Here is a 24,007-nt window from a genome sequence, read left to right as displayed (position 1 = left end):
GGTCGTCCACCCGGCAGGCGCAGTGTATTCGGGCCCAGCAGGGAGCTTCTAGGCCATAGTCCGGCAGCGGTCAGCACTGCATGATTGGCGATCAATGCTGCGATACAGATGACGATGAACTGCGGCCACAGCAACGCTGAAGCGACTGCAACGACATGCAGCACAACGGATGCCTTGATGAAAGCGCTGGGCTGCCATTTTCGTGTTTTTGTCATATCCGAATGATTTGAAATCGCGGATTCGATCATCGCGCGTTTCCTTGCCAGAAATCGTAAAAGTTGAACCAGTTGTACGGCGCCAGTCTGGCGAAATATTCCAGCCGCGCTACATATTTGATGATGGCAGCATCGATGGCCTGTGGTGAGTTGCGACGTTCGCCATTCTCATCATCGCTGAAATCAGCGATTTTCTCGATATGAATTTCATACCGGTTGCCGCCGCGATACAGCCCCATCATCAGGAAAACCGGTTTGCGCATCATGGCCGCCATCTTGAAAGGGCCTGCCGCGAAATACGCCGTCTCGCCCAGAAAAGTAACCGGAAAATTGCGTTCGTGGCCAAGCGTACGGTCGGCCAGAATGCCTATGATGCCGCCTTCAGCCAGCCGGTCCCTGACAGTCAGCATGGCATTGAGGTTTCCCAAGGCGACAATTTCCTGCTGCGCCTGCGGATTGATTGCCGCCATCAGCGCACCGATCTTGCGTGCGTTTTCCTCATACATCAGCAGCACCAGCTTGAGTTCCGCCTTGGCGCGCGATATCAGCCGCACTACCTCGAAACTGCCCATGTGCGCTCCCATCACAAAGACGCCGCCGGCACGTGTTTCGGTAGTTTCCTCGTCATACGCGTTATGCATCACATCGATATCGAAATATTCGACGCGATTCTGCAAAAAGTAGACGCGATCAAGCAGGACGCCGGCAAACACGTGAAAGTGATGAAATACTTCATGCCAGCGGGCCTTGCGCCCCAATACCCGCGCCAGATAGTCAGCAGAAGTCCGGCGCGCATCTGCCACCACCAGAAAAAAGTAAAACGCGATCGGATACAGCAACAGACGCGTCGCGCGTCTGCCCAGCAAAGCTGCAAGCTTCGCCATGAAGCGCAGCGACCCCGCCGAGCCGCGCTCTTTTTTTTCAGTCCAGTCCTGCGACATAAAATCTGTTTTCCCTTGCATGGATGTTTCTTGGCGATATTTTCAAGCGCAGAATTATAGCGACAGGCACATTCAAACCTTGTTTTTGTTATTGAAATAGGCGGACACGCTTTCCTTGATCGTCGCATGCTTGAAATCCGGATTGACCCGCTTTCTGCATAGGTATTCCACGACAAACATCAGAATGACCAGGGGCCAGTTAAGAATATTGGCGAACATCGACCATGTTTCTATCGACGCCACATAAAAAATGACCAGGGAAACCAGCACCTGCATTGCAAAGAAGATGGCCCAGGCAAGCGTCACCTTGCGCGTATAGCGGACCACATCGTCCGGCATGTCAGGATGTATCGTCCGCGCCAGCGTGGTGATGAGAGGGGTGCGATCACCAAACAAGGTCTGCGCAAAGAACCAGCACAGCATCGAATTGCAGGCAATATGCTGAATCAGATAAATCCAGTCCAGCCGCACCAGCAACGTCGCCCATAGCGCAACGGTCATGCAGCTCATCGCTGCCATCACCAGCAATCCACCCGTACACCTGACAAGCACACCGCTGCCAGCCTGCTTCAATGCCGCAATCGTACCCCAGCCGGCGATGCCGATAATCGGCACAATCAGCATGACGACTGCAATCTGCCGCCAGATGCTGTGCGCATCCTGCACCAGCAGCGCCACATGGCTCAGCGAGACGTAAACGATGATTGCAACAACCATCAGGAGAGTTTTTACAACCGGCATAACGACATCGCTTTACAGAATCAGGAGGGTGAACGGGAATGGGCCTGCTGCGGCCGCATGCATCCGCTCATGTGCGCTATTTGGCAGTCAGTTTGCGCACCAGGAGGAGTGGCAAACGGATGAGGAAACCGCAAAACAGCCGCGTATGCATCCACGTCAGCAACTTGTTATCGCGCCAATAATTGAAGTGCGATACGCCACCCTCGTCCGCTTTCAGATACTTGACCTTCGCAGGCACATTAACAGGTTTCACGCCGTGCCAGCATAGGCGCACCACCGCTTCGGGATCGAAATCGAAACGCCGCATCCAGTGATGCGAGCGCATGATTTCGACCAGTGGTGCAATCGGATACACACGAAAACCAAACAGCGAATCGCCTATCCCGGCCCAGCAGGTTTCCAGATTTGCCCACCAGTTGCAAATCTTGCGTCCCTTGACACGCAGACTGGGCGCGCTTGCATCAAACACCGGCAGACCAAGCACCATCACATCAGGCTGGGCGATCGATTTTTCCATGAACAGCGGAATCATCGTGGCGTCGTGCTGGCCGTCCGAATCCATCGTCAGCACATGCGTGTAACCCTGCTGCTGCGCCAGTTCCATACCGTGCAATACTGCCGTCCCCTTGCCACCGTTCTCAGGCAGTACAACGACACGCAGTCCATCATCCTGTTCCGCCATGCGCTGCAGCTGGGCCGCAGATCCATCGCTGCTGCCGTCGACAATCACCCACACGGGATTCCAGAACTGCCGTGCCGACGCGACCGTCGCATAGACGGTGCTACCCGGGTTGTAACTGGGAATCAGAACCAGATGTGTAGAAGACGCTTGCATGAAAAAACCCTGGCTGAAAATAATTAACGCTGCGCTTCCATCGAACCGCAGCAATGTTTGGTGAATGACCTGGCAGGACGTGAATTGGCAAGTTCCTGCTCGAAATACTCCTGCATCTCGGTCACCAGCTGCTTGACGTTATCGGCGGGCAAAAAGCGCCGCCCGACGCGCACGCGAAAATGGACCGGGAATGAAGGTACACGATAGAGTGGCCAGGCCTTCCCTAAAAATCCGGAATCCGATTCGATCAATATGGTTTGCACATCGACACCTGTTCGTTTGGCGATTACCGCAACCGTTGCCTGCAGTTCGTTGACGGTAGCAGTCCGGCTACGCGTGCCTTCGGGAAAGAGCAACAGCTGACTCCCGATTGTCAACTCTTCAGCAGCCACATTGACAATATCCCGTATCGATTTATTCGGAATATACCCGGCCATTCTTGCACCATGCCCGAACAGCACATTTTTCAGCACCTGTTCTTTCATGATGCACACCACATTCGACAAGCGCGAATTGATAAGCAGCGCATCCAGAAGCGACGGATGATTCGATGCCAGAATCACGCCGCGATCATTGCGCAGGGCATCGAGGTCAGACAGATCCAGATGCAGAATGTGCAAGGATTGCAGCACGCCGAAATACATCTGAAACGTACGGGTGATCACGTTACGCGCGTTCTGCTTGCGCTGATCCCGGCGCAAAAACGCCGAGTACAGAAGCAAACCTGTCGAACCGACCACCATCACGACGCCCAGCAATAGCAAGCCAAATAGAAGAGTCAGGAAATTGCGCGCATGCTGCAGACGATTTTTTAACAAATGAATCATTCGGTGAAGTTGAAAAATACTATCGATCTATGCTTGCGCAAGTGGCGCGCGGCTACGGCGTATCGTCATGCGATCTGTTGCGCCAGTTGCCCACTACTGTAACAATGGCGCTATTCGGAAACTGCAAATGTCATAGGCAAAAAATTATAGCTTGATTGACACCACTTGCGCCCTCATTTCAGACCTGTCCCCGGATAGATGTTGTCATATCTGCGTATTTGTAAAATTTGCATGGTGATGGGATTGACAGGCAAAAAAACGGACGCGACTTCATTGCATCGGTCGCTTTACACAATGAAATCACCACAGTCACTGAACCGCGGTATAAAACAAAAAGCAAACATTCTTCACAGAATGGGGTTATTGCACAACAATCCGGCGCGCCCGCCTCTTGCGTTTCCCGATTCAAGCCCTATTGCAAACGAATAGGCCTATAATTCCCGGCAGAGTCCTTTTTTGTGCATTGCACCATGAACCATTTAAGCCAGATTCTCCCACCCGGTAATGTCGTACTCAACCTGGATGTTTCCAGCAAAAAACGTACATTCGAGCAGGTCGGTTTGATTTTTGAAAACAATTGCGGCATCGCCCGTTCGGTCGTCTCCGAAAACCTGTTCGCGCGCGAACGTCTGGGTTCGACCGGCCTGGGCCACGGCGTCGCCGTACCGCATGGACGCATCAAGGGATTGAAGGCGCCGCTGGCGGCCTTCGTCCGGCTGGCGCAACCGATTCCGTTTGAGTCGCCTGACGGACAACCGGTCAGTCTGCTGATTTTCCTGCTGATTCCCGACAATGTGACGCAACAGCATCTGGAAATCCTGTCCGAACTGGCAGAGATGTTTTCCGATGAGGCTTTCCGCACCTTGCTGTCGACCACGGAAGATGCGGCGGCTGTTCATGCGCGCCTGATCACCTGGCAACCCAGTCTGCAGAGCTCCAACTAAACACCCGCACCGGTTTCCACCGCGCATCCTCGTTTCCGTCAGTATTCACCATGCCATTGCCAACCCCGCTCAGCATCCAGCAACTTTATGACGATAACCGCGAATTGCTGCAGTTAGGGTGGTTCGCCGGCTTTCCGGGGGGCGAACGCCTGATCCTGGGCGACGCAACGTCGGCAGCGGATCAGGTCGGCCACTTGAATCTGATCCATCCGGGACGGATTCAGATTTTCGGCCACCAGGAAGTCGAATACTACAAACGTCTGTCGCCAACGGCACGCGCGCATCACAGTGCCGAGCTAATCGCTGGCCAACCGCCGGCATTCATCATCGCGCAGGGCCTGGAAACGCCGGAAGACATCATGGCGATCTGCGACGAAAAAAATATTCCGCTGTTCTCCACACCGCTGCCGGCCGCGCAGGTCATTGATTTCCTGCGCGTTTATCTGTCAAAAAAGCTGGCGCAACGCATTACGATGCACGGTGTTTTCATGGACGTGCTGGGTGTAGGCGTATTGATTACCGGTGAATCAGGTCTGGGCAAAAGCGAATTGGGCCTGGAACTGATTTCACGCAATCACGGCCTGGTGGCCGATGATGCGGTCGAATTTGCACGCATTGCACCGCACATGATAGAAGGCCGCTGCCCGCCATTGCTGCAAAACCTGCTGGAAGTACGCGGCCTGGGCCTGCTCGATATACGCACGATTTTTGGCGAAACTGCAGTGCGCCGCAAGATGCGTCTGAAGCTGATTGTGCATCTGGTTAGACGCAGCACGCTGGAAGAAAACTACGAACGTCTGCCACTGCCTTCGCAAAGCGAAGAAATTCTCGGCCTGTCGATACGCAAAGTCGTGATTCCGGTCGAAGCCGGCCGCAATCTGGCGGTTCTGCTCGAAGCCGCCGTGCGCAACACGATCTTGCAATTGCGTGGCATCGATACGCTGAAGGATTTCATGATTCGCCAGCAAAAAGCGATGGAAAACGACGAGTAAATAGCAGGCAAGCCGCAAGCTCAGACGCGGTTCGCCACCCTCTTCCTTTCCTTGCGGTATGATTGTTGCCATGCGCATCATTCTCATCACAGGAATTTCAGGCTCCGGCAAATCTGTCGGACTCAAAGCCCTCGAAGACGCCGGCTATTTCTGCGTCGACAACCTCCCGCCTACGCTGTTACGTGCACTGGTCACGGCGCGCCTTGATGAACAGGGAACAACACTGGCCGTTTCGATGGACGTGCGCAGCGCCAGTTCGCTGATCGGCCTGCCCGCCGACCTCGCCTGGCTGCGCAGCCAGGGGCACGATGTAAAAGTCCTGTTCCTCACCGCGAAAACCGATTCCCTGATTGCGCGTTTTTCCGAAACGCGCCGCAGTCATCCACTCTCGCATCGCGGCTTTGCCGGCGATAGCAATGCAGAACCGCGCACCCTGACCGAATGCATACACGAAGAGCGCGAAATGCTGGCAGGCATAGAAGAGATCGGTCACGTCATCGATACTTCCGGCATGCGCGCCAACAAACTGCGGGCATGGATCAAGGGATTGGTTGAAAGCGATCATTCACCACTGACCATTTTGTTTGAGTCGTTTGCGTTCAAGTTTGGCGTACCGCTCGATGCAGATCTGGTGTTCGACGTACGCACGCTGCCCAATCCGCATTACGACGAAGCACTGCGCCCGCTGACGGGGCGCGATGCTCCAGTACAGGATTTCCTGCAGGCGCAGCCGGATGCCATGGCCTTGCTGGCGGATATACGCGGCTTTGTCGAGAAATGGCTGCCTTCGTTCAAGAACGATAATCGCGGTTACCTTACGGTCGCCATCGGCTGTACCGGCGGCCAGCATCGCTCCGTCTATATCGTTGAACAACTGGCGCAATATTTTCGTCCGACGGAACATGTATTGGTCCGGCACCGCGAGCTGGACTGATACCGGGAACTGATACCAGGCACGCCTGTTTCTTCATCATACCGGCACCATCACATCAACCTTATTCCGCTTCCTATTTTTGCCATGCCCGAAAACGAAAACTGGCTGCCGCTGTTTCCGCTTAACGCTGTGCTCTTCCCTGACGGCATTCTTCCTCTCAAGGTTTTTGAGACCAGGTATATAGACATGGTGCGCGATTGCATGAAACGCAATGCGCCGTTCGGCGTAGTGCTGATCAAATCGGGACAGGAAGTTGGCGGCATTGCGGAACCTGAAGAGACCGGCTGCCTGGCTCACATCGTTGACTGGGATGCACCGCAACTCGGCGTTTTACTGCTGCGCACGCAAGGCGGCGCACGCTTCCGCATTCTGGAGACACGTTCAGACAAGGATCAATGCCTGTCAGCGCGGATTGAAATGCTGGAAACCATCAGCGGCGTGCTATTGAAACAGCATCAGGCCTGCGCCGATACACTGGCGCTCGTCATCCACGACATCAATACCAAAGGCCAGATGGAACAGGGCATCGATTTCGACACTCCCTTCCCTGAGACTTTGCAATTGCACGATGCCGGATGGGTCGCAAATCGCTGGAGTGAAATATTGCCGATACCGATGAAAGCGCGGCAAAAACTGCTTGAACTCGATGATCCGCAAAGCCGCCTGACGATCATCCATCAATACCTGCAGCAACATCACATCGTTTGAAGTTTTTATTCAGACAGTAAATCCGGCGCGCGAAATACTTCCAGCAGCAATTTCTTGACCGGTGCCGGCAAGGGTGCATCCGCCATTCTGGCCGCCGGATACCAGTTGTGACTGCTTTGCCCAGCGATCTGCAGGCGCTGCGCCAGCGCAATGCGATACGGCATCACATGCAGTTTGAAATGCGTAAAGGTATGTGAGAACTGCTGCAATTTTTCCACCGATGCCGGTATGCCGAACGCGGCAATCGCATGCGCCAGCGCGACATCAAAATCTGTAGTTCCCGGCTGCAGCGACGCATCCATTTCCGGCAACGACAACAAGCCGCCCCAAATGCCTTTGTCCGGCCGCTGCTCAAGCAAAATCTGCTCGTCATCGATAATCAGCAACATCGCCGTAGCTTTTTCCGGCACGGCTTTTTTCGGTTTGCGTATCGGCAGTTCTCCGGTTCTGTTCGTCGCATAGGCAACGCAGCGTTGCGCCAGCGGACAACGATTGCAGGATGGGCGATTGCGTGTACACAAGGTCGCGCCCAGATCCATCAAACCCTGCGTATAGGCTTCTACACCAGTGTCCGGCAGCAGCGCCACTGCACGCAGCCATAACTCATTTTCCACCGCTTTCTCGCCGGGATAACGCTCAACGCCGAATACGCGGGCAAATACGCGCTTGACGTTACCATCCAGAATGGCGGCGCGGGTACCGTAGGAAAATGCTGCAATCGCCGCCGCAGTTGAACGACCTATGCCCGGCAACTGCTCCAGCAAGACCGGATCGCTGGGAAATACGCCACCATGTGCACTCACAATCGCCTGTGCACACTTGTGCAGATTGCGCGCACGCGAGTAATAACCGAGTCCGCTCCAATGCGCCATCACCTCTTCCGAGGGTGCTGCGGCCAGCGACGCCACGGTAGGAAAACTGGCGAGAAAGCGCAAGTAATAAGGAATGACCGCTGCGACCTGAGTCTGCTGCAACATGATTTCCGACAGCCAGACGCGATACGCATCGCGCGTATTCTGCCAGGGCAGCGCGTGACGTCCATGCTGTTTTTGCCAATGGATAACGGCGTGCGAAAACGCCGGGTCGGCCAGCGTAGCCGGATTTTCCGACCTTGTTGTGGTTGCTGTTTTTTTACCTGCGGAGACTACACCTGCCTCTGGTTCTCTGACGACACGCTTCATCTAGGCTGCTGCTTTATACAAACCCAGCTGCGCCAGAATTGCCGCCTTCAACTCATTCTCCAGGTGTTTCAATTGCACTTGTTGTGCATCGAATTCGATTTGCATCTGCTCAAACGCCAACACTTTTTCTTCCAGGCTATCGGTTGCCAGGTGAATCTTTTCAATTGATTTCTTGCGGCGCTTCAGTTGCAGCTTGTGCTCGCCGATCTGCGCTTCCAGCGGTGCCATCACGACTTTCAGCCAGGCTTCTACATCACGATTTGCCTGTAAAAAACTCTGCTTGACGCGCGATGCGATCGAATCGAAGAATTTCTGCATCAGCACGACTTGCGGCGTGGTCAGTATCGTCGCTGCACCAAACTGCTTGTGATACAGCTTTTCGATCATGTCGATTTCTTTCATGTATTTTTCGAGGGAAAACGGCATGGGCGTCGAAAGGGCCAATCCGTGTTCCGTGGAAAATTTCCTATACATGACCGACATCATCTCGCCGATTTCATCGGTCTTTTGCGCCGACAGCTCCAGATTGTGCAATGCCTGCAGGAAAAATTCCTTCACGGCCTGGCGCAAGCCGGCAGTGAATTTGCTGCTCTCCATCGCCTCGCGCGCGCGGCGAATCTCGTCTTTCATGACGCCCATGCCGAGGTGGGTAAATACCTCGTTCGACAAACGCGCAAAGACGGAACGCGTGGCCTGCAATTTGAACAGGCTGCCGTCGAACTCGGTTTTTTCCATGTCGATGCGCTTCATCATGTGATCGAGTATGGTTTGATTCTTGCCGCGTAGACTTTTCAGTTCCAGCAATTGTTCGACCACATTCCGCGAACGCGACAGCAGCAGCGCCTGCTTGGAAGCAGCCAGCTCCCTGACTTCCGCCAGCAGCTGTGCACGTATGATGTCCTGCTTGGCAGGGATCAGTTCGTTCGACAATGCACTTTCCAGTGCCGGCAAGCGGCTCTTCGCCAGTAACGGTGCATCGGCATTTATTTTGCCGACCAAACCTTTTTGCGCCGATACCGGAAAGATCTGCCGCTGCGGGATATCCAGTATTTGCGCGACGTTGCCAACCTGCATGTCGATTTGCTGTTCGACTTCGACCGGCGTGCGCAACTCATCCCACATGCTGTCGATCTTGTTCAACACGACCAGGCGACCTGCGCCTGTGCCGCCTATGTGATTGCGCCAGATATCGATGTCGCTTTTGGTCACACCGGTATCGGCTGCAAGAATGAACAGCACCGCATGCGCATTCGGAATCAGGTTCAACGTCAACTCAGGTTCGGTACCGATCGCATTCAAACCCGGCGTATCGATAATCACCAATCCCTGTTTCAGCAGCGGGTGCGGAAAATTCACGATCGCATGCCGCCATTGCGAAATCTCGACCATGCCGTTTTCATCCACCCCCAGCACCATGTCCAGATCGGTTTCGTCATACAGGCCGTAGCTTGCCGCTTCGGCTATCGGTACGCGCTTGGTCAGACTGACTTGCTTGAATGCTTCCAGCATGCCGTCGCCGGATGAAGTATCGAGCGGCAAGACGGTCCAGACCTGGCTCTGCGCCTTGAAGTCGCTGGTCGATTGCGCTTCGGCGCGCGTCTCGATAGGCAGCAACCGTATCGATGGCGGCAAGGTTTCGTCGTACAGCAATTCGGTAGGGCACATCGTGGTGCGCCCGGCGGAGGTCGGCAAAATGCGCTGGCCGTAATCGGCAAAGAAGATGGCATTGATCAATTCCGATTTGCCGCGCGAAAATTCAGCGACAAAGGCAATCGATAATTTATCTTCGTTCAGGCGCGACAGCATCTGTGCGAAGCGCTGATCGCTTGCACCATCGGCCAGATCAATGACATTCACGCAATCGCGATAGCGCTCAAGCGAAGTCTTGACGTCATTGCGCCAGCTGCTGTACTGCTGAAATTTTTGTACCAGATTACTCACATGGACCTCGTTTTGCTGTTGTTATGCCGCAGATTTCCCGGGTCGACTCCTCCGCCAGAGTGACACTAGCACCTGTCTTCACTTTTGACAATTTGCACAATAGAAGGTCGAACGCTGGCCCTGCACGATTTGCCGCACCGGCGCATTGCAAATACGGCAAGGTTCGCCGCTGCGGGCATAGACAAAATAGTTTTGCTGGAAGTAACCCGACTGTCCGTTGACACCGATGAAATCCTTGAGCGTGCTGCCGCCCTGCTCAATGGCGGCGGCCAGAATTTCGCGTATCGCCTGCGCCAATCGTTCGTAACGCTGCAGGCTGATGCGATGGGCCGGCGTCTTTGGATTGATGCGCGCCCGGAACAGACTTTCCGATGCATAAATATTTCCGACCCCGACGACAATGTCGCCCGCCAGCAACACTTGCTTGATCGCCGATCGGCGACCGCGCGTCTGGCTATACAGCCATTGCGCAGTAAACAAGCTTTCCAGCGGCTCCACGCCCAGCGTGCGCAGCAATAAGTGATGATCGACCGTCCCTTCTTCTGCCGCATGCCACAGCACCGCACCGAAACGGCGCGGATCGGTCAGACGCAGCACCTGATTGCCGACCGTCATATCGAAGTGATCGTGTTTTTGCGGTGGCACGTCCAGGGGCAAAATACGGATATGCCCGGACATGCCGAGATGGATGATCAGCGTGCCATGATCAAAATGAATCAACAGATATTTGCCGCGCCGGCCGGTGCTGCGTATCGTGCGGCCGGCCAGGGTCTGCGACAAGGCCGCAGGGAAAGGCCAGCGCAAACCGGTATGGCGCAATACGACACCGCTGACCACTTGCCCCTCCAGATACGGGGCAACGCCGCGGCGCGTCACTTCAACTTCAGGTAATTCAGGCATGGAGACACAACTTCCGTGGTGATTCAGGCACGGCGTTTATACTGCGTCGTGCCGCGCATAGCGTAGCGGTTCAGCGTAGAATAAAAACCTGCTCGATTTGCTTGGACTTCAATTGAAAAATGCTCTCGTCATTGTAACGCTGTCGGTGCTGTTCTCTACTGGCGACTATCTGTACGCTGAACCATTGGCGCCGGCCGACGCTGCGCAGTCGCCCAAATTGACTGCCAAAGAAGCCCAGAAACCACCAGCTGTCATCAGCCAGCCTGCAACTAAAAAACACATCGTCAACGATAACGACGATCCCTTGCCCAACGTCGAACTTACGGAAGATCTGCTGTTCAAGCTGTTGCGCGGGGAGTTGGCTTACCAGCGCGGCGACTGGCAGCTTGCCTATGTGACGATGTTGGTCAGCGCACAGGAAACGCGCGATCCCCGCCTCGCACGCCGCGCCGCGGAAATCGCCCTGAACGTCAAGCAAACCGGTGAAGCCCTGTCTGCCGTCAGATTATGGCGCGAATTGGCGCCGCACTCGGATGAAGCCAACCAGTTTTACCTGGGCCTGGTTGTATTGGGAGAAAATCTGGCGGAAGCCAAGCCTATTTTTACCGAGCGCCTGCAGGAAGTCAGTCCACAGGCACGTGGTTTGCTGATTCTGCAAATACAGCGCCTGCTGGCGCGCACCAAGGACAAGAACGCCGCCTTCGCGCTGCTGGAAGAATTGACCGCGCCGTATCAGAATCTGGTGGAAACGCATATTGCGCTGTCGCAGGGCGCATTTGCAAAAAAAGATCTTGCACGTTCGCGCATGGAGTCGAAAAAAGCGCTGGATATCAAACCGGATCTGGAAATCGCCGTCTTGATGCTGGCCCAGGCGATGCCGAATCGCGCCGATTCACTCAAGACTCTCGCCGACTTCCTCGATAAACATCCGAAAGCCCACGACGTCCGCATCGCCTACGCAAAAACGCTGATCGATGACAAGCAGAACGAGGAGGCACGCAAGCAATTTGAGACTCTGCTCAAGGAACAGCCTGACGATTTGACTATCCTGTATGCGACCGGCATTCTGGCGGCACAAATGAATGACAGGGAAGGCGCCGAAAAATATCTGAGTCTGTATCTGCAAAAGCTGGAAGAGAATCCCGACGAAGAACGCGATCCGGTACAAGCCTTGCTGATCCTTTCGCAAATCTCTGAAGATCGCAAGGACTTCCCCGGCGCACTCAAATGGCTGGCGCAAGTTGAACCTGGGCCGGCTTATCTGGAAGCACAGGTGAGAAGTGCACAGATCATGGCCAGCGCCGGCGATCTGAATGGCGCACGCAATCTTCTCGATCATTTGAAACCGGAAGGCCAGCGCGAACAGATACAGATCATCGTCGCCAATGCACAACTGTTGCGCGATGCAAATCGCGTACCGGAAGCCCTGACAATATTGAGCAAAGGCGTGGAGCGTTTCCCCGAAGACACCGGCTTGTTGTACGACTACGCGATGCTGGCAGAAAAAGCCAACCGCTTCGACTTGATGGAAAACGCCTTGCGCAAAATCATCAAGCTGGCGCCGAACAATCAGCATGCATACAACGCACTGGGCTATTCCTTTGCCGAGCGCAACATCCATTTGCAGGAAGCCTACACGCTGATCGACAGGGCATCGAAACTGGCGCCGGAAGACCCTTTCATCATGGATAGCATGGGCTGGATATATTTCCGCCTTGGGAAATTGCAGGAAGCAGAGAATTTTCTGCGTCGCGCCTACGCCATCCGTCCGGATGTGGAAATCGGCGTGCATCTCGGAGAGGTGCTGTGGATCAAGGGAGAGAAAGACGCTGCACAACAGTTGTGGCGCGAAGCCAACCGGAAAGATCCGCAAAACGATATGCTGAAAAATACGCTGGCACGCCTGCGCACCAAATTGTAACCATCGGGATGTGATGGCAGTTGTCGTCACATCCGCCGTTTGCCCGCGATTCCCGTACAAATGCAATCGCAGCAAGCATGATTCTCTGCATTCCTCACACCACCATGCCCATGTTTATACCCGGCTCACTCATGCGAGACACACTCTGCGCTCTCACTCATAAAGCCGCCACGGCGATTGCGCTCAGCACCTTATTACTGACGGCGTGCACCACGCTGGAGTCGCCAGATGACACCAGCGCATCAGTATCGACTCCACGCGCCTATAGCGAAACGCTGAATCTGGATGGCCGGCTCTCGGTGCAATATCAAAAGGATGACAAGGATGAAGCGATACACGTCAGCTTTACCTGGCAGCAAAGCAAGGAACGCAATACGATCACCATCCTGTCGCCGCTCGGACAGATTCTCGCCACCATAGACGTCACCCCGAACAGCGCCACCTTGACCCAATCCGGCCAGGCGCCCCGCAGTGCAGCAGATGCCGACGCTCTGGCACAGCAAGCTCTGGGCTGGCCTTTGCCGGTTTCCGGCTTGCGTAACTGGCTGCAGGGCTACGCCATCGATGGCAACAAGCGGGCCTTTATTGCATCGCCATCGAACACAAAAGTCACGACCAGCGACGGCTGGCACATTCAATACCAGAGCTGGCAGGACGATCATCAGGCAGCAATGCCAAACCGTCCGAAACGCATCGATCTCGAACGCCAGACCGAACAGGCCGGCAAGGTCGCGATCCGCATCGTGCTCGATAACTGGCAGACGCAATAAAACGCCCTTTACTGATACCCGGACAAGAATATGGCTCGCACACTCAATAACTGCCCGGCACCGGCCAAGCTGAATCTTTTTTTGCACGTCACCGGACGGCGCGCAGATGGCTATCATCTGCTGCAAAGCGTATTCCAGTTGATCGACAAAGGCGATGTACTGCATTTTTCCGTACGCGACGATAGCGTCATTCATCGCAGCACGGAACTGACAGGCGTGCCGGCTGACAGCGATCTGGTCGTGCGTGCCGCGAAGTTGTTGCAAACGGAAGCAAAAAAACAAGGCAAGGTTCCCGGCGCGGATATTGCCGTCGAAAAAAACCTGCCCATGGGTGGCGGCTTGGGCGGCGGCTCGTCCGATGCGGCCACCACGCTGCTGGCACTCAATCATTTATGGCAAACCGGGCTGACGCAAACCGAATTAATGGCACTCGGCCTGCAACTGGGGGCGGACGTGCCGTTTTTTCTATTCGGCCAAAATGCATTTGCCGAAGGCATAGGCGAGGCTTTGGTCGCAGTGGAAACGCCAGAACACTGGTTTATTGTCATCGAACCGGGCGTGTCTGTTCCTACGCAGCAGATATTTTCGTCAACTGAATTGACACGGGATACGAAACCCGTCAAAATATCGGACTTTTCCGGAGCTCAAGAAAGCTTCGGCAAAAACGACCTGCAAGTCGTGGCTGCAAACTTGTTTCCACCGATAGCCGACGCCATCAAATGGCTGCAGCAATTCGGAAATGCAAGAATGACAGGTTCCGGCGCTTGTGTGTTTTGCCCGTTTAAGGACGAACAACAAGTCGATGCAGTACTGGCAACAGTACCGCCGCAATGGAAAGCCTGGAAAGCCAAAGCGATCACGCATCATCCGCTCGCTCACTTGCTGCAGTCGTAATAGAAGTCACAACGAATTCGTCGTTCGCACTATCCGCCGCTAACATAGCGAAGAATGTGCGAAAGACACAAAGGTTGCGTAGGGGAATCGCCAAGTTGGTTAAGGCACTGGATTTTGATTCCAGCATTCGAAGGTTCGAGTCCTTCTTCCCCTGCCATTCATATCTATAGCAAGAAAAAACAATAGCCGCCAACGCAAGACGTCACCGTCAGGCTTTGGCGGCTTTCCAGCTTTTTACTGTCATTTAACTTTGTAGCGGGAATTTCCATGGCACTCGAAAACCTGATGGTTTTTACCGGCAACGCAAATCCGGATCTGGCTCTGGGAGTTGCCAAGCATCTTGGCCTTCCGCTTGGTAAAGCTGTTGTTTCCAAATTCTCCGACGGCGAGATCGTGGTTGAGATCAACGAAAACGTCCGCGGTAAAGACGTATTCGTATTGCAATCGACCTGCGCACCGACCAATGACAACCTGATGGAAATCATGTTGATGGTCGATGCCCTGAAACGCGCCTCTGCTGGCCGCATCACCGCCGCGATTCCCTACTACGGCTATGCCCGCCAGGATCGTCGTCCGCGCTCGGCACGTGTTGCGATTTCGGCAAAAGTCGTCGCCAACATGCTGCAGGAATCCGGCGTCGAACGCGTCTTGATCATGGATCTGCATGCAGACCAAATCCAGGGCTTCTTCGATATCCCGGTCGATAACATTTATGCATCGCCGATTCTGTTGAGCGATCTGGTTGCCAAGAATTACGACGATCTGCTGGTCGTTTCGCCTGACGTCGGCGGCGTGGTTCGCGCCCGTGCATTGGCAAAACGCCTGAATTGCGATCTGGCCATCATCGACAAACGTCGCCCGAAAGCGAACGTGTCGGAAGTGATGAACATCATCGGTGAAGTCGAAGGCCGCAACTGCGTGATCATGGATGACATGGTCGATACCGCCGGCACACTGACGAAAGCTGCTGAAGTATTGAAGGAACGTGGCGCGAAGAAGGTCATCGCCTACTGTACGCATCCGGTCCTGTCCGGCCCTGCGATCGAACGCATCACGAACTCGCCGCTGGACGAACTGGTGGTGACCGATACGATTCCGCTGAACGATGCGGCCAGAGCCTGCCCGAAGATTCGCGTGCTGTCCTGCGCCAGCCTGCTGGCTGAAACCTTCAAGCGCATCAGCACCGGCGATTCGGTCATGTCGCTGTTTGCCGAATAAGCACGTAGAAACAACATAGAACAAGGATGCGACGATCTTCGTCGATATCCGATCCGGTGCAGCTTGCTTGCTGCACCACTTTTCAAATCCCCTGGTCGCGGGGGATTTAACCGCGGGATGATTTTCATCCCGCATATTTGGAGTTCATCATGAAAGTAGTCGCATTTGCACGTAATGACCTGGGGACCGGAGCGAGCCGCCGCCAGCGCATTGCAGGCCTCACCCCTGGTATCGTTTATGGTGGCACAGCTGCACCGGTCAATATCTCGCTCGACCACAACGCGCTGTACCATGCATTGAAAAAAGAAGCGTTCCACTCGTCGATTCTCGACCTGGAAGTGGATGGCAAGGTAGAACAGGTTTTGTTGCGCGACTTCCAAGTCCACGCATACAAACAACTCGTTCTGCACGCTGATTTCCAACGCGTCGATGCCAAGCAAAAAATCCACGTTAAAGTGCCACTGCACTTCGTGAACGCTGAAATTTCGCCAGCAGTCAAACTGTCGGCCGGCATCATCAGCCACGTGGCAACCGAACTGGATATCACCTGCCTGCCAGGCAATCTGCCGGAATTCGTCGAAGTCGATCTGGCCAAGCTGGAAGTCGGTCACTCGATTCACCTGGCTGACATCAAGTTGCCAAAAGGCGTTTCTGCAGTGATCCACGGCGGCGAAGACAATCCTACGATCGCTACTGCTGCGGTTCCTGCCGGTAAAGTTGAAGAAGCTGCTGCTGCACCTGCCGCTGCTGCCGCACCTGCAGCTCCTGCTGACAAGAAGTAATCCCGCAATTGCAGGCTTGCCCTGCAATTGAAGAACCCGCCTTCGTGGCGGGTTTTTTTATGATGGGACTGAACACAAGACAGTTTCATCCCCGATAATCAGGTTTTCCAATTTTCACGACGCCATGCCTATTCGCCTTATCGTCGGCCTCGGCAATCCCGGCCAGGAATACGAACAAACCCGCCATAACGCCGGCTTCTGGCTGGTCGATGAACTCGCGCGTGCGACGCCGCGCTGCACGCTGTCGCGCGAATCCAAATACAGTGCGCTCGCGGCGAAAACGGCTATCGCCGGACAGGAAGTCTGGCTGCTGGAACCGCAAACCTTCATGAATCGCTCCGGGCAGTCGGTAGGAGCACTGGCGCGCTTCTACAAAATTCTGCCGGACGAAATTCTGGTCGCACATGATGAACTGGACCTGCCGCCCGGCATCGCCAAATTAAAAAAAGGCGGCTCATCCGGCGGCCACAATGGTTTGAAAGACATCACCGCTGCGCTCGGCACGCAGGATTACTGGCGCCTGCGCATAGGCATCGGCCATCCGCGCACCTTGAACCTGAACCAGCCGGTCATCGATTTTGTACTGCATCGACCACGCAAGGAAGAACAGCCATTGATAGACGAGGCGATTGCCAAAAGCCTTTCCATCATTCCCCTGCTATGCGAAGGCAACTTCAATGCGGCGGCGATGAAACTGCACACTGTCGAAAAATAAAGCATAAATCGACAGCAAATCCGCGCTTCATCATCCGATCAATTGCACACAGCCTCAAGTAGTCGTCCGCCAAACGCGGCAGACCCCTCTCGCTACGGTAAAATAGCGGGTTAATTCATCTCTCAGCAAAGCACAACATCATGAGTCTCAAATGCGGCATCGTCGGCCTGCCTAACGTCGGCAAATCCACCCTCTTCAATGCGCTCACGAAAGCCGGCATCCCCGCTGAGAACTACCCGTTCTGCACGATCGAACCAAACGTCGGCATGGTCGAGGTACCTGACCCGCGCTTGAAGGCGCTGGCGGAAATCGTCAAGCCTGAACGCATCCTGCCGGCCACCGTCGAATTCGTTGATATCGCCGGCCTGGTTGCCGGTGCCTCCAAGGGCGAAGGCCTGGGCAATCAATTCCTCGCGCACATTCGCGAAACCGATGCGATCGTCAACGTCGTGCGCTGCTTTGAAGACGACAATGTGATCCACGTCGCCGGCAAGATCAATCCACTGGACGATATCGAAGTCATTCAGACCGAACTCGCGCTGGCGGACATGGGTACGGTAGAAAAAGCCATCCATCGCGAAAACAAGAAAGCCCGTTCCGGCGACAAGGATGCAGGCAAGCTGGTCGCGCTGCTGGAGCGCATCATGCCGCATCTGGATGAAGCCAAACCGGTGCGCGCAATGGGCCTGGATGCGGAAGAAATGGAACTGATCAAGCCGCTGTGCCTGATCACTGCCAAGCCGGCCATGTATGTCGGCAACGTGTCTGACTCCGGCTTCACCGATAATCCTTTGCTGGATCAATTGACCGCGTACGCCAAATCGCAGAATGCACCTGTAGTCGCCATTTGCGCGGCAATCGAATCTGAAATCGCCGATCTGGACGATGCGGACAAACATGAATTCCTGGCCGACATGGGCATGGAAGAACCCGGCCTCGATCGCCTGATCCGTGCCGGTTTCAAATTGCTCGGCCTGCAAAGCTACTTCACCGCCGGCGTAAAGGAAGTACGCGCCTGGACCATCCACGTCGGCGATACCGCACCGCAGGCGGCCGGTGTGATTCATACCGATTTTGAACGCGGCTTCATTCGCGCCCAAACCATTGCCTACGAAGACTTCATCACCTACAAGGGCGAACAAGGCGCAAAGGAAGCGGGCAAGATGCGCGCCGAGGGTAAGGAATACGTGGTCAAGGATGGCGACGTGCTGAATTTCCTGTTCAACGTTTAACGTTGAACACCCGGTCTGATTCCGTTTGAATTGTTTGCCCGGTCAGGTGATTTTTATTCTCGCCTGACCGGAGTTGCACATTTACGTATCCCTATTGCGCCATGCCTATCCTGACCGAACTCAATCTGTATCCGATCAAATCCTGTGCCGGCATTTCGCTGCGCGAAGCGACGCTGACGCCGGCAGGTTTGATGAGCCAGCATATTTATGATCGCGAATGGATGGTGGTCGACGAAAATGGACTGGCACTGACGCAACGTGAATTTCCGAAGATGGCCTTGATCGAACCACGCATCAAGGCCGACACGCTGGAACTGCGCGCACCCGGCATGCTGCGCTTTGAAGTTCCGCTGGATCTGCCAGATCCGGCCGATGAAAAAATCATACGCGTCAAAGTCTGGGACGATGAAGTCGACGCCTACGATTGCGACGATACAACTGCATTATGGTTCTCGAATGTTCTCGGCACCACCTGCAGATTGGTACGCTTTCATCCGAATGCGCAAAGAAGCGCGAGCAAGCAATGGACGGATGGGCTCGAAGTGCCTGCCCTGTTTTCCGACGGCTTCCCCATGCTGGTCATCGGCACCGGGTCGCTGGCCGACTTGAATGAAAAACTGGTGGCGCAAGGACGTTCGGCATTGCCGATGAATCGTTTTCGCCCCAGCATGGTGTTCAGCGACATTGCACCGTTTGAAGAAGATTTTGCCAAGCAATACAAAATGGGCGAAGCAAGCCTGAAGCCGGTCAAGCCCTGCCCCCGCTGCCCGATGCCGTCCATCGATCAGGCCACTGGCGAATTTGGCCCCGATCCGCTGGATATCCTGCGCACTTATCGCGTCGATCCGAAAATTGACGATGGCATCGCATTCGGCATGAATACCATCCTGCTCACTGGCGCAGGACAAGTAGTTCGCGTAGGTCAGAATGTGGATATGGAACTGGATTTTTAAGCTGCCTGGCTCACCCTGTTACGTGTGCATGCCGGCTCAGCATTCTGCACACTCAGTACAATCCCGGTTAGTCCGGGCAGGCATAAAAATTGCCATGCAGAAATCATCAGCGTAATATTCAGCACTTCACAGTACTTCGCACTTTTTACTGTTGCACTCGCTGCCTACGCCGCTCACCCCTGATGCCATGACGAATACGCCAACTACCGAAAATTCGCAGTTGCGCAGTCAATTGAAACTGCTGCTGGAGCAGGCACATCGCAATCAGCAGATCATGCAACGCTATCAGGAATTCGACCTGAAGTTCATTGGCGCCAATACGTTCCAGGAATTGATCGATAGCGTATTCGATACCTTGACCGAAGCATCCGAACTCGATGTCGTCACGCTAGCGCTGATCGATCCCGATGCAGAAATTCGCCGCATCCTGACCGATTTGCGCATCGACGTCAGCGATTATCCCAACCTGATTTTCATTGAGGAAAGCATCGATGAAATGGCGCATCCGGCACGCAAGGCATCGCTCGGCACGTACCACAGCATCCAACATCGCCAGCTGTTCCCCGACACGGTATTAAGGCCCAGCAGCGTCGCCGTACTACCCTTGATACGACGCAATGCATTGATAGGCTGGCTCAGTCTGGGCAGCCTGGACGCAACGCGCTTTGCTTCCGGCATGGCGAGCGATTTTCTGCAGCACCGCGCATCCATCGTTGCGATCTGCGTTGAAAACGTCATCAACAACGAGCGCCTGCAACATATAGGACTGACCGATCCGCTGACCGGCGTCAACAATCGCCGCTACGTCGAACGGCGCCTGCTGGAAGAGGTCGGACGCACGCAGCGGCACGGCTATGCCTTGTCCGCCATGTATATCGATCTGGATTTCTTCAAGAAGGTAAATGACAATTACGGCCATCAGGGCGGCGATGAAGTACTGCGCGAAGTTGCGGCGCGCATCAAGGCCGAGTTGCGCCTGAGCGATGCGTTGGGCCGTTTCGGCGGCGAAGAATTTGTCGTCTTGCTGATCGATGCTTCGCTGGATGCAGCCGTTGCAGTTGCAGAGCGCATACGCGCGAGTATCTGCAACCAAGCGATTGCACTCACGACTGGTGGAAATCTGCACGCTACCGTTTCAATCGGCGTGTCTACTCTCAAGGCAATCAGTCGCAAGGAAGACACTGCGGCAGCGGCGCAACAATTCTTGGCAAAGGCAGATCAGGCTTTATATCTGGCCAAGCAAGGCGGCAGAAACAAGGTCGTCAGCGCAGAGTGATTACCAAGCCAAATCAAAATACGCATGCAATAAAAAAGGGACCAGTAATGGTCCCTTTTTTATTGCTACCGGCATTCATGACACGGCTTTGAGCTCTGCCTGCAGCCTTTCATATTTGGCTTGTAGTTCTTCCCTGCTTTCACGCCATGCCGGATTGAATGGAATGCATTCGACCGGACATACCTGCTGGCATTGCGGTTCATCAAAATGACCCACGCACTCGGTACATTTGGCCGGATCTATCTCGTAGATTTCCTGCCCCATGTAAATCGCATCGTTCGGGCATTCCGGCTCGCATACGTCGCAATTGATGCATTCGTCCGTGATCAGCAGTGCCATATTGCCTCCGCAACTGCAGGACGAATACAGCAAGCACTTGCAAGCGCTTGCTGCGCTGACCGGCACAAGGCAATGCCTTGTGAAACCCCGTTCAACGTGTCCGTGATCAGCAATGCCATGACAACTCCAATTTCAGCCTACTTCTGCTCCAACGCTTGTGCAGCAATTTTCTCTTTCAGCCATTTATCGACTGAAGGAAACACAAACTTCGATACGTCGCCGCCCAGCGCGGCGATCTCACGCACTATCGTACCAGAGATGAATTGATACTGATCGGAGGGTGTCAGGAACAACGTTTCCACATCCGGCAGCAAATAACGGTTCATGCCGGCCATCTGGAATTCGTATTCGAAATCGGATACCGCACGCAGACCGCGCACGATCACGCGCGCATCGTGCCTGCGCACAAAATCCTTCAGCAAGCCGGAAAAACTTTCGACGTGCACGTTGGGATAATGGCCCAGCACTTCATTGGAAATCGTCAGACGCTCTTCCAGTGAAAAGAATGGTTTTTTGTTCTTGCTGTCGGCAACGCCGACGATCAATTTATCGAACAGGCCGGATGCACGACGCACCAGATCTTCATGACCGCGCGTAAGTGGATCGAATGTTCCTGGATAGATGGCTGTGACCATTTTTGCTCCGTAGGGTGGCTAAGTGTCAGCTCGCGGAAAAAACACGCGGCGCATGCGCCGGATGAGGCAAGATTGGTGTTTTGCTTCCTGTTCCTGCATAGCGCAGCATGACACTATGGGCACCGCAAATAACTGAAAGCGCATTATGCCTGAAGTTCAGGCAGTTTTTTCGCTTGTAAAAGATGGTAAAACACCAAGCCGGCATTATCGGCACGCACGACTTCCCAGTCTTGCAGCCAGTCTGGCGGCGTATCGGACACCAGAGAGACTTCTGATTCGACATAAACCAAGCCATCGGCAGCCAGCAAAGGTGCGCAAGCCGGTAATATTTTCGCAAGCCAGTTTTGGTGATACGGCGGATCGAGAAAAATGAGATTGAAGCCGGCAGCAGCACGTGCCTGCATGCCTTGCATTGTCGATAATGCATCGCCACGCACAATACTGACCTGCCCGGCCTGCAGTTTTTCTTTCGTCGCTTCCAGTTGCCGCACTGCCGGCGTATGCATTTCCACCATCACGACCTGCCCGGCGCCGCGGCTGGCGGCTTCAAATCCCAGCACGCCGGTGCCGGCAAACAAGTCCAGACATTTCATCCGGCTCCATCCGCCATCTATCAAATGATTGATCCAGTTGAATACCGTTTCACGCACGCGATCCGGTGTCGGCCGCAAACCTTCCACGTCCAGCACCACCAGCGGTGTGCGTTTCCACTGCCCGCCTATGATGCGCACCTGGTGCGTCATCTTCGGACGCGGTGTACGCTTGGCTGCGGGCTTGGTATTCGGCTTTTTTGACATGAGTAACTTGCGGTTGAGTGATGCGCCGGAAAGTGCGCGCAGCGTGGATTGTAATGACTACGCAGCACGCATGCCAGCACACAGTGCAATCTATTTATTGATCGCCGCCGACAATCACTGTGGATAATTTATCGAGTTGCAGCTTGCGATTGAATGCCGCCTTGACCTGCGCTGCCGTCACGGCGGAAATCTTGGCGTTCCAGGTATCCAGATAATCCAGCGGCAAGCGGTAAAAGCCGATCGCTGCAATATTCTCCAGTATCTTGCGATTGCTATCGATACGCAGCGCAAAGCTGCCGGTCAGATTATCCTTGGCTGCTTTCAACTCTGCAGCGCTGGGGCCCTCGCGCAAATACTCGGCCAGCGTATCGCGCGTTACCTTCAGCGCTTCCCCGGCCTGTTCCTTTTTCGTTTGCAAACCGATCTGGAAGGGGCCGGCCTGCGCCATCGGATTGAAGTAGCTGCTGATGCCATAGGTCAAGCCACGCTTTTCGCGCACTTGCTGCATCAGGCGCGAAGCAAAGCCGCCACCGCCCAATACATAATTGCCGACCGTCAGCGCAAAGTGATCAGGATCATGTCGCGCCAGCGCCGGCATGCCGAGCAGAATATGCGCCTGCGTCGCCTGATGCGGAATACGTTCCTCCCTGCCCTGTGCCACCGGCACCGCAGGCAGATCCGGCAGTGCGACACCTTGCGGCAAACGCTGCGTCAACTGACGTGCAATCCGGTCTGCATCGGCGCGCGTAACGTCGCCTATCAAGGCCACCACCGCACGATTGGCCACGTAATGCACAGCATGGAAGGCCAGCAAGTCTTCGCGTGTAATCGCCGTGATCGATTCCACTGTCGGCTGCACACCATACGGATGAGCGCCATACAGCAAATGCGCAAAGGCTTTATCGGCGATGGCTTCCGGCTGCGTCAGGCTTTCCTTGATAGCAGCAACTGTACGCGCCTTGTCGCGCGCCAGAAATTCTTGCGGAAAACTCGGCTGCGCCAGCAGGCGTGCCAGCAGGGCAAGCGCCGTCTCGCGTTCGCTCACCAGGGTGCGCAAAGTAACGCCGGAACGATCATCATCGAGACGGGCACCACGCTGTGCCGCCACATCGGCAAATGCATCCGAAATCTGCGCTTCGCTCATGGCCGCTTCGCTTGCGTTATCAGTTTGCGCTGCGCGCAATCCGCGCGCCAGCATTGCATTCGTCAACGCTGCAGTACCTGATTTCCCGGCCGGATCGCGTCGCGAACCGGCATCGAAATCGACGCTGACGTCGAGCATCGGGATCGTATGATTTTCCACAAACAATACGCGC

24 protein-coding genes, 1 tRNA gene and 1 pseudogene are annotated in these 24,007 nt (G+C 54.9%); 14 read left to right on the top strand and 12 right to left on the bottom strand.

Translation table 11 applies throughout. The features are described from left to right. The 5 genes and pseudogenes from ABWP27_RS06455 to ABWP27_RS06435 form a co-directional block, all read right to left on the bottom strand. Nucleotides 1-215 (bottom strand): annotated as a pseudogene (locus ABWP27_RS06455) (polysaccharide deacetylase family protein); the annotation flags it as partial. 29 nt (nt 216-244) lie between these two features. After that, on the bottom strand, nt 245-1,177 hold the full coding sequence (locus ABWP27_RS06450; protein WP_353154972.1) for a lysophospholipid acyltransferase family protein: 933 nt from the start codon (nt 1,175-1,177) through the stop codon (nt 245-247). Nucleotides 1,178-1,228: 51 nt separating this feature from the next. After that, a complete protein-coding gene (locus tag ABWP27_RS06445; protein WP_353154969.1) occupies nt 1,229-1,873 on the bottom strand; it encodes a COG4648 family protein in 645 nt (214 codons plus the stop codon). 100 nt (nt 1,874-1,973) lie between these two features. Next, nucleotides 1,974-2,732, bottom strand: coding sequence for a glycosyltransferase family 2 protein (locus tag ABWP27_RS06440; RefSeq protein ID WP_353154967.1), 759 nt, complete (start codon nt 2,730-2,732; stop codon nt 1,974-1,976). Nucleotides 2,733-2,755: 23 nt separating this feature from the next. Then, nucleotides 2,756-3,559 carry a lysophospholipid acyltransferase family protein gene (locus tag ABWP27_RS06435; RefSeq protein WP_353154964.1) on the bottom strand — a complete coding sequence of 268 codons (804 nt, stop codon included), beginning with the start codon at nt 3,557-3,559 and terminating at the stop codon, nt 2,756-2,758. Nucleotides 3,560-4,029: 470 nt separating this feature from the next. Here ABWP27_RS06435 and ABWP27_RS06430 point away from each other — a divergent pair, with 470 nt between their 5' ends. From ABWP27_RS06430 to ABWP27_RS06415, 4 genes are all read left to right on the top strand, one after another. Further along, entirely contained in the window at nt 4,030-4,503 is a 474-nt protein-coding gene (locus tag ABWP27_RS06430) for a PTS sugar transporter subunit IIA (RefSeq protein ID WP_353154962.1), read from the top strand. A 50-nt stretch (nt 4,504-4,553) separates the two neighbouring features. Continuing rightward, nucleotides 4,554-5,495, top strand: a complete 942-nt coding sequence (gene hprK, locus ABWP27_RS06425; RefSeq protein ID WP_353154959.1) for an HPr(Ser) kinase/phosphatase — start codon at nt 4,554-4,556, stop codon at nt 5,493-5,495. Between the two features lie 70 nt (nt 5,496-5,565). Beyond that, nucleotides 5,566-6,429: an RNase adapter RapZ gene (gene rapZ, locus ABWP27_RS06420; RefSeq protein WP_353154956.1), complete on the top strand. Its 864-nt coding sequence runs from the start codon at nt 5,566-5,568 to the stop codon at nt 6,427-6,429. An 84-nt stretch (nt 6,430-6,513) separates the two neighbouring features. Further along, nucleotides 6,514-7,137: an LON peptidase substrate-binding domain-containing protein gene (locus ABWP27_RS06415; protein WP_353154953.1), complete on the top strand. Its 624-nt coding sequence runs from the start codon at nt 6,514-6,516 to the stop codon at nt 7,135-7,137. 5 nt (nt 7,138-7,142) lie between these two features. Here ABWP27_RS06415 and mutY read toward each other — a convergent pair whose 3' ends face one another. From mutY to mutM, 3 genes are all read right to left on the bottom strand, one after another. Beyond that, nucleotides 7,143-8,318: an A/G-specific adenine glycosylase gene (mutY, locus tag ABWP27_RS06410; RefSeq protein ID WP_353154951.1), complete on the bottom strand. Its 1,176-nt coding sequence runs from the start codon at nt 8,316-8,318 to the stop codon at nt 7,143-7,145. Beyond that, nucleotides 8,319-10,259, bottom strand: coding sequence for a dynamin family protein (locus ABWP27_RS06405; protein WP_353154948.1), 1,941 nt, complete (start codon nt 10,257-10,259; stop codon nt 8,319-8,321). Nucleotides 10,260-10,337: 78 nt separating this feature from the next. Then, nucleotides 10,338-11,159: a bifunctional DNA-formamidopyrimidine glycosylase/DNA-(apurinic or apyrimidinic site) lyase gene (gene mutM / locus ABWP27_RS06400; protein ID WP_353154945.1), complete on the bottom strand. Its 822-nt coding sequence runs from the start codon at nt 11,157-11,159 to the stop codon at nt 10,338-10,340. Between the two features lie 112 nt (nt 11,160-11,271). On the opposite strand from mutM, the gene ABWP27_RS06395 reads away from it, so the two are divergent. The 10 genes from ABWP27_RS06395 to ABWP27_RS06350 all read left to right on the top strand — a co-directional run bounded on the left by ABWP27_RS06395 (nt 11,272) and on the right by ABWP27_RS06350 (nt 20,920). After that, nucleotides 11,272-13,080 carry a tetratricopeptide repeat protein gene (locus ABWP27_RS06395; protein WP_353154942.1) on the top strand — a complete coding sequence of 603 codons (1,809 nt, stop codon included), beginning with the start codon at nt 11,272-11,274 and terminating at the stop codon, nt 13,078-13,080. A 131-nt stretch (nt 13,081-13,211) separates the two neighbouring features. After that, nucleotides 13,212-13,850 carry a lipoprotein insertase outer membrane protein LolB gene (gene lolB / locus ABWP27_RS06390; protein WP_353154939.1) on the top strand — a complete coding sequence of 213 codons (639 nt, stop codon included), beginning with the start codon at nt 13,212-13,214 and terminating at the stop codon, nt 13,848-13,850. A 30-nt stretch (nt 13,851-13,880) separates the two neighbouring features. Beyond that, complete coding sequence (gene ispE, locus ABWP27_RS06385) at nt 13,881-14,744, top strand: 4-(cytidine 5'-diphospho)-2-C-methyl-D-erythritol kinase (protein ID WP_353154936.1); 864 nt, start codon at nt 13,881-13,883, stop codon at nt 14,742-14,744. 80 nt (nt 14,745-14,824) lie between these two features. Next, nucleotides 14,825-14,901: transfer RNA gene (locus tag ABWP27_RS06380), tRNA-Gln, on the top strand. 110 nt (nt 14,902-15,011) lie between these two features. Beyond that, nucleotides 15,012-15,962 carry a ribose-phosphate pyrophosphokinase gene (locus ABWP27_RS06375; protein WP_353154933.1) on the top strand — a complete coding sequence of 317 codons (951 nt, stop codon included), beginning with the start codon at nt 15,012-15,014 and terminating at the stop codon, nt 15,960-15,962. Between the two features lie 149 nt (nt 15,963-16,111). Next, entirely contained in the window at nt 16,112-16,744 is a 633-nt protein-coding gene (locus tag ABWP27_RS06370; protein WP_353154931.1) for a 50S ribosomal protein L25/general stress protein Ctc, read from the top strand. 124 nt (nt 16,745-16,868) lie between these two features. Continuing rightward, nucleotides 16,869-17,459, top strand: a complete 591-nt coding sequence (pth, locus tag ABWP27_RS06365) for an aminoacyl-tRNA hydrolase (protein ID WP_353154928.1) — start codon at nt 16,869-16,871, stop codon at nt 17,457-17,459. 140 nt (nt 17,460-17,599) lie between these two features. After that, entirely contained in the window at nt 17,600-18,691 is a 1,092-nt protein-coding gene (gene ychF, locus ABWP27_RS06360) for a redox-regulated ATPase YchF (RefSeq protein ID WP_353154925.1), read from the top strand. Nucleotides 18,692-18,792: 101 nt separating this feature from the next. Then, on the top strand, nt 18,793-19,644 hold the full coding sequence (locus ABWP27_RS06355) for an MOSC domain-containing protein (protein WP_353154923.1): 852 nt from the start codon (nt 18,793-18,795) through the stop codon (nt 19,642-19,644). Between the two features lie 187 nt (nt 19,645-19,831). Next, nucleotides 19,832-20,920: a DUF484 family protein gene (locus ABWP27_RS06350; protein WP_353154920.1), complete on the top strand. Its 1,089-nt coding sequence runs from the start codon at nt 19,832-19,834 to the stop codon at nt 20,918-20,920. Nucleotides 20,921-20,995: 75 nt separating this feature from the next. On the opposite strand, the gene ABWP27_RS06345 is transcribed toward ABWP27_RS06350, so the two are convergent. The 4 genes from ABWP27_RS06345 to ABWP27_RS06330 form a co-directional block, all read right to left on the bottom strand. After that, nucleotides 20,996-21,259 (bottom strand): YfhL family 4Fe-4S dicluster ferredoxin, encoded by a 264-nt coding sequence (locus ABWP27_RS06345; protein WP_353154917.1) that lies wholly within the window; start codon nt 21,257-21,259, stop codon nt 20,996-20,998. Between the two features lie 137 nt (nt 21,260-21,396). Beyond that, nucleotides 21,397-21,894, bottom strand: a complete 498-nt coding sequence (coaD, locus tag ABWP27_RS06340; protein WP_304933981.1) for a pantetheine-phosphate adenylyltransferase — start codon at nt 21,892-21,894, stop codon at nt 21,397-21,399. 143 nt (nt 21,895-22,037) lie between these two features. Then, on the bottom strand, nt 22,038-22,691 hold the full coding sequence (rsmD, locus tag ABWP27_RS06335) for a 16S rRNA (guanine(966)-N(2))-methyltransferase RsmD (RefSeq protein WP_353154915.1): 654 nt from the start codon (nt 22,689-22,691) through the stop codon (nt 22,038-22,040). Nucleotides 22,692-22,785: 94 nt separating this feature from the next. Next, nucleotides 22,786-24,007, bottom strand: a 1,222-nt coding sequence (locus ABWP27_RS06330) for a M16 family metallopeptidase (protein ID WP_353154912.1), incomplete at its 5' end; no start/stop codon positions are given.

This window comes from Herminiimonas fonticola (genome assembly GCF_040395855.1).
GTDB lineage: Bacteria > Pseudomonadota > Gammaproteobacteria > Burkholderiales > Burkholderiaceae_D > Oxalicibacterium > Oxalicibacterium fonticola_A.
This window is presented reverse-complemented; position numbering and strand designations above follow the sequence as displayed.

Coding starts and splice junctions, on each gene's coding strand:
- hprK (WP_353154959.1), top strand. CDS start 4,554: ATGCCATTGCCAACCCCGCTCAGCATCCAGCAACTTTATGACGATAAC.
- mutM (WP_353154945.1), bottom strand. CDS start 11,159: ATGCCTGAATTACCTGAAGTTGAAGTGACGCGCCGCGGCGTTGCCCCG.
- mutY (WP_353154951.1), bottom strand. CDS start 8,318: ATGAAGCGTGTCGTCAGAGAACCAGAGGCAGGTGTAGTCTCCGCAGGT.
- ABWP27_RS06445 (WP_353154969.1), bottom strand. CDS start 1,873: ATGGTTGTTGCAATCATCGTTTACGTCTCGCTGAGCCATGTGGCGCTG.
- lolB (WP_353154939.1), top strand. CDS start 13,212: ATGCGAGACACACTCTGCGCTCTCACTCATAAAGCCGCCACGGCGATT.
- ychF (WP_353154925.1), top strand. CDS start 17,600: ATGAGTCTCAAATGCGGCATCGTCGGCCTGCCTAACGTCGGCAAATCC.
- ABWP27_RS06370 (WP_353154931.1), top strand. CDS start 16,112: ATGAAAGTAGTCGCATTTGCACGTAATGACCTGGGGACCGGAGCGAGC.
- ABWP27_RS06415 (WP_353154953.1), top strand. CDS start 6,514: ATGCCCGAAAACGAAAACTGGCTGCCGCTGTTTCCGCTTAACGCTGTG.
- ABWP27_RS06430 (WP_353154962.1), top strand. CDS start 4,030: ATGAACCATTTAAGCCAGATTCTCCCACCCGGTAATGTCGTACTCAAC.
- ABWP27_RS06375 (WP_353154933.1), top strand. CDS start 15,012: ATGGCACTCGAAAACCTGATGGTTTTTACCGGCAACGCAAATCCGGAT.
- coaD (WP_304933981.1), bottom strand. CDS start 21,894: ATGGTCACAGCCATCTATCCAGGAACATTCGATCCACTTACGCGCGGT.
- ABWP27_RS06435 (WP_353154964.1), bottom strand. CDS start 3,559: ATGATTCATTTGTTAAAAAATCGTCTGCAGCATGCGCGCAATTTCCTG.
- ispE (WP_353154936.1), top strand. CDS start 13,881: ATGGCTCGCACACTCAATAACTGCCCGGCACCGGCCAAGCTGAATCTT.
- ABWP27_RS06440 (WP_353154967.1), bottom strand. CDS start 2,732: ATGCAAGCGTCTTCTACACATCTGGTTCTGATTCCCAGTTACAACCCG.
- rsmD (WP_353154915.1), bottom strand. CDS start 22,691: ATGTCAAAAAAGCCGAATACCAAGCCCGCAGCCAAGCGTACACCGCGT.
- ABWP27_RS06355 (WP_353154923.1), top strand. CDS start 18,793: ATGCCTATCCTGACCGAACTCAATCTGTATCCGATCAAATCCTGTGCC.
- ABWP27_RS06350 (WP_353154920.1), top strand. CDS start 19,832: ATGACGAATACGCCAACTACCGAAAATTCGCAGTTGCGCAGTCAATTG.
- pth (WP_353154928.1), top strand. CDS start 16,869: ATGCCTATTCGCCTTATCGTCGGCCTCGGCAATCCCGGCCAGGAATAC.
- rapZ (WP_353154956.1), top strand. CDS start 5,566: ATGCGCATCATTCTCATCACAGGAATTTCAGGCTCCGGCAAATCTGTC.
- ABWP27_RS06345 (WP_353154917.1), bottom strand. CDS start 21,259: ATGGCACTGCTGATCACGGACGAATGCATCAATTGCGACGTATGCGAG.
- ABWP27_RS06450 (WP_353154972.1), bottom strand. CDS start 1,177: ATGCAAGGGAAAACAGATTTTATGTCGCAGGACTGGACTGAAAAAAAA.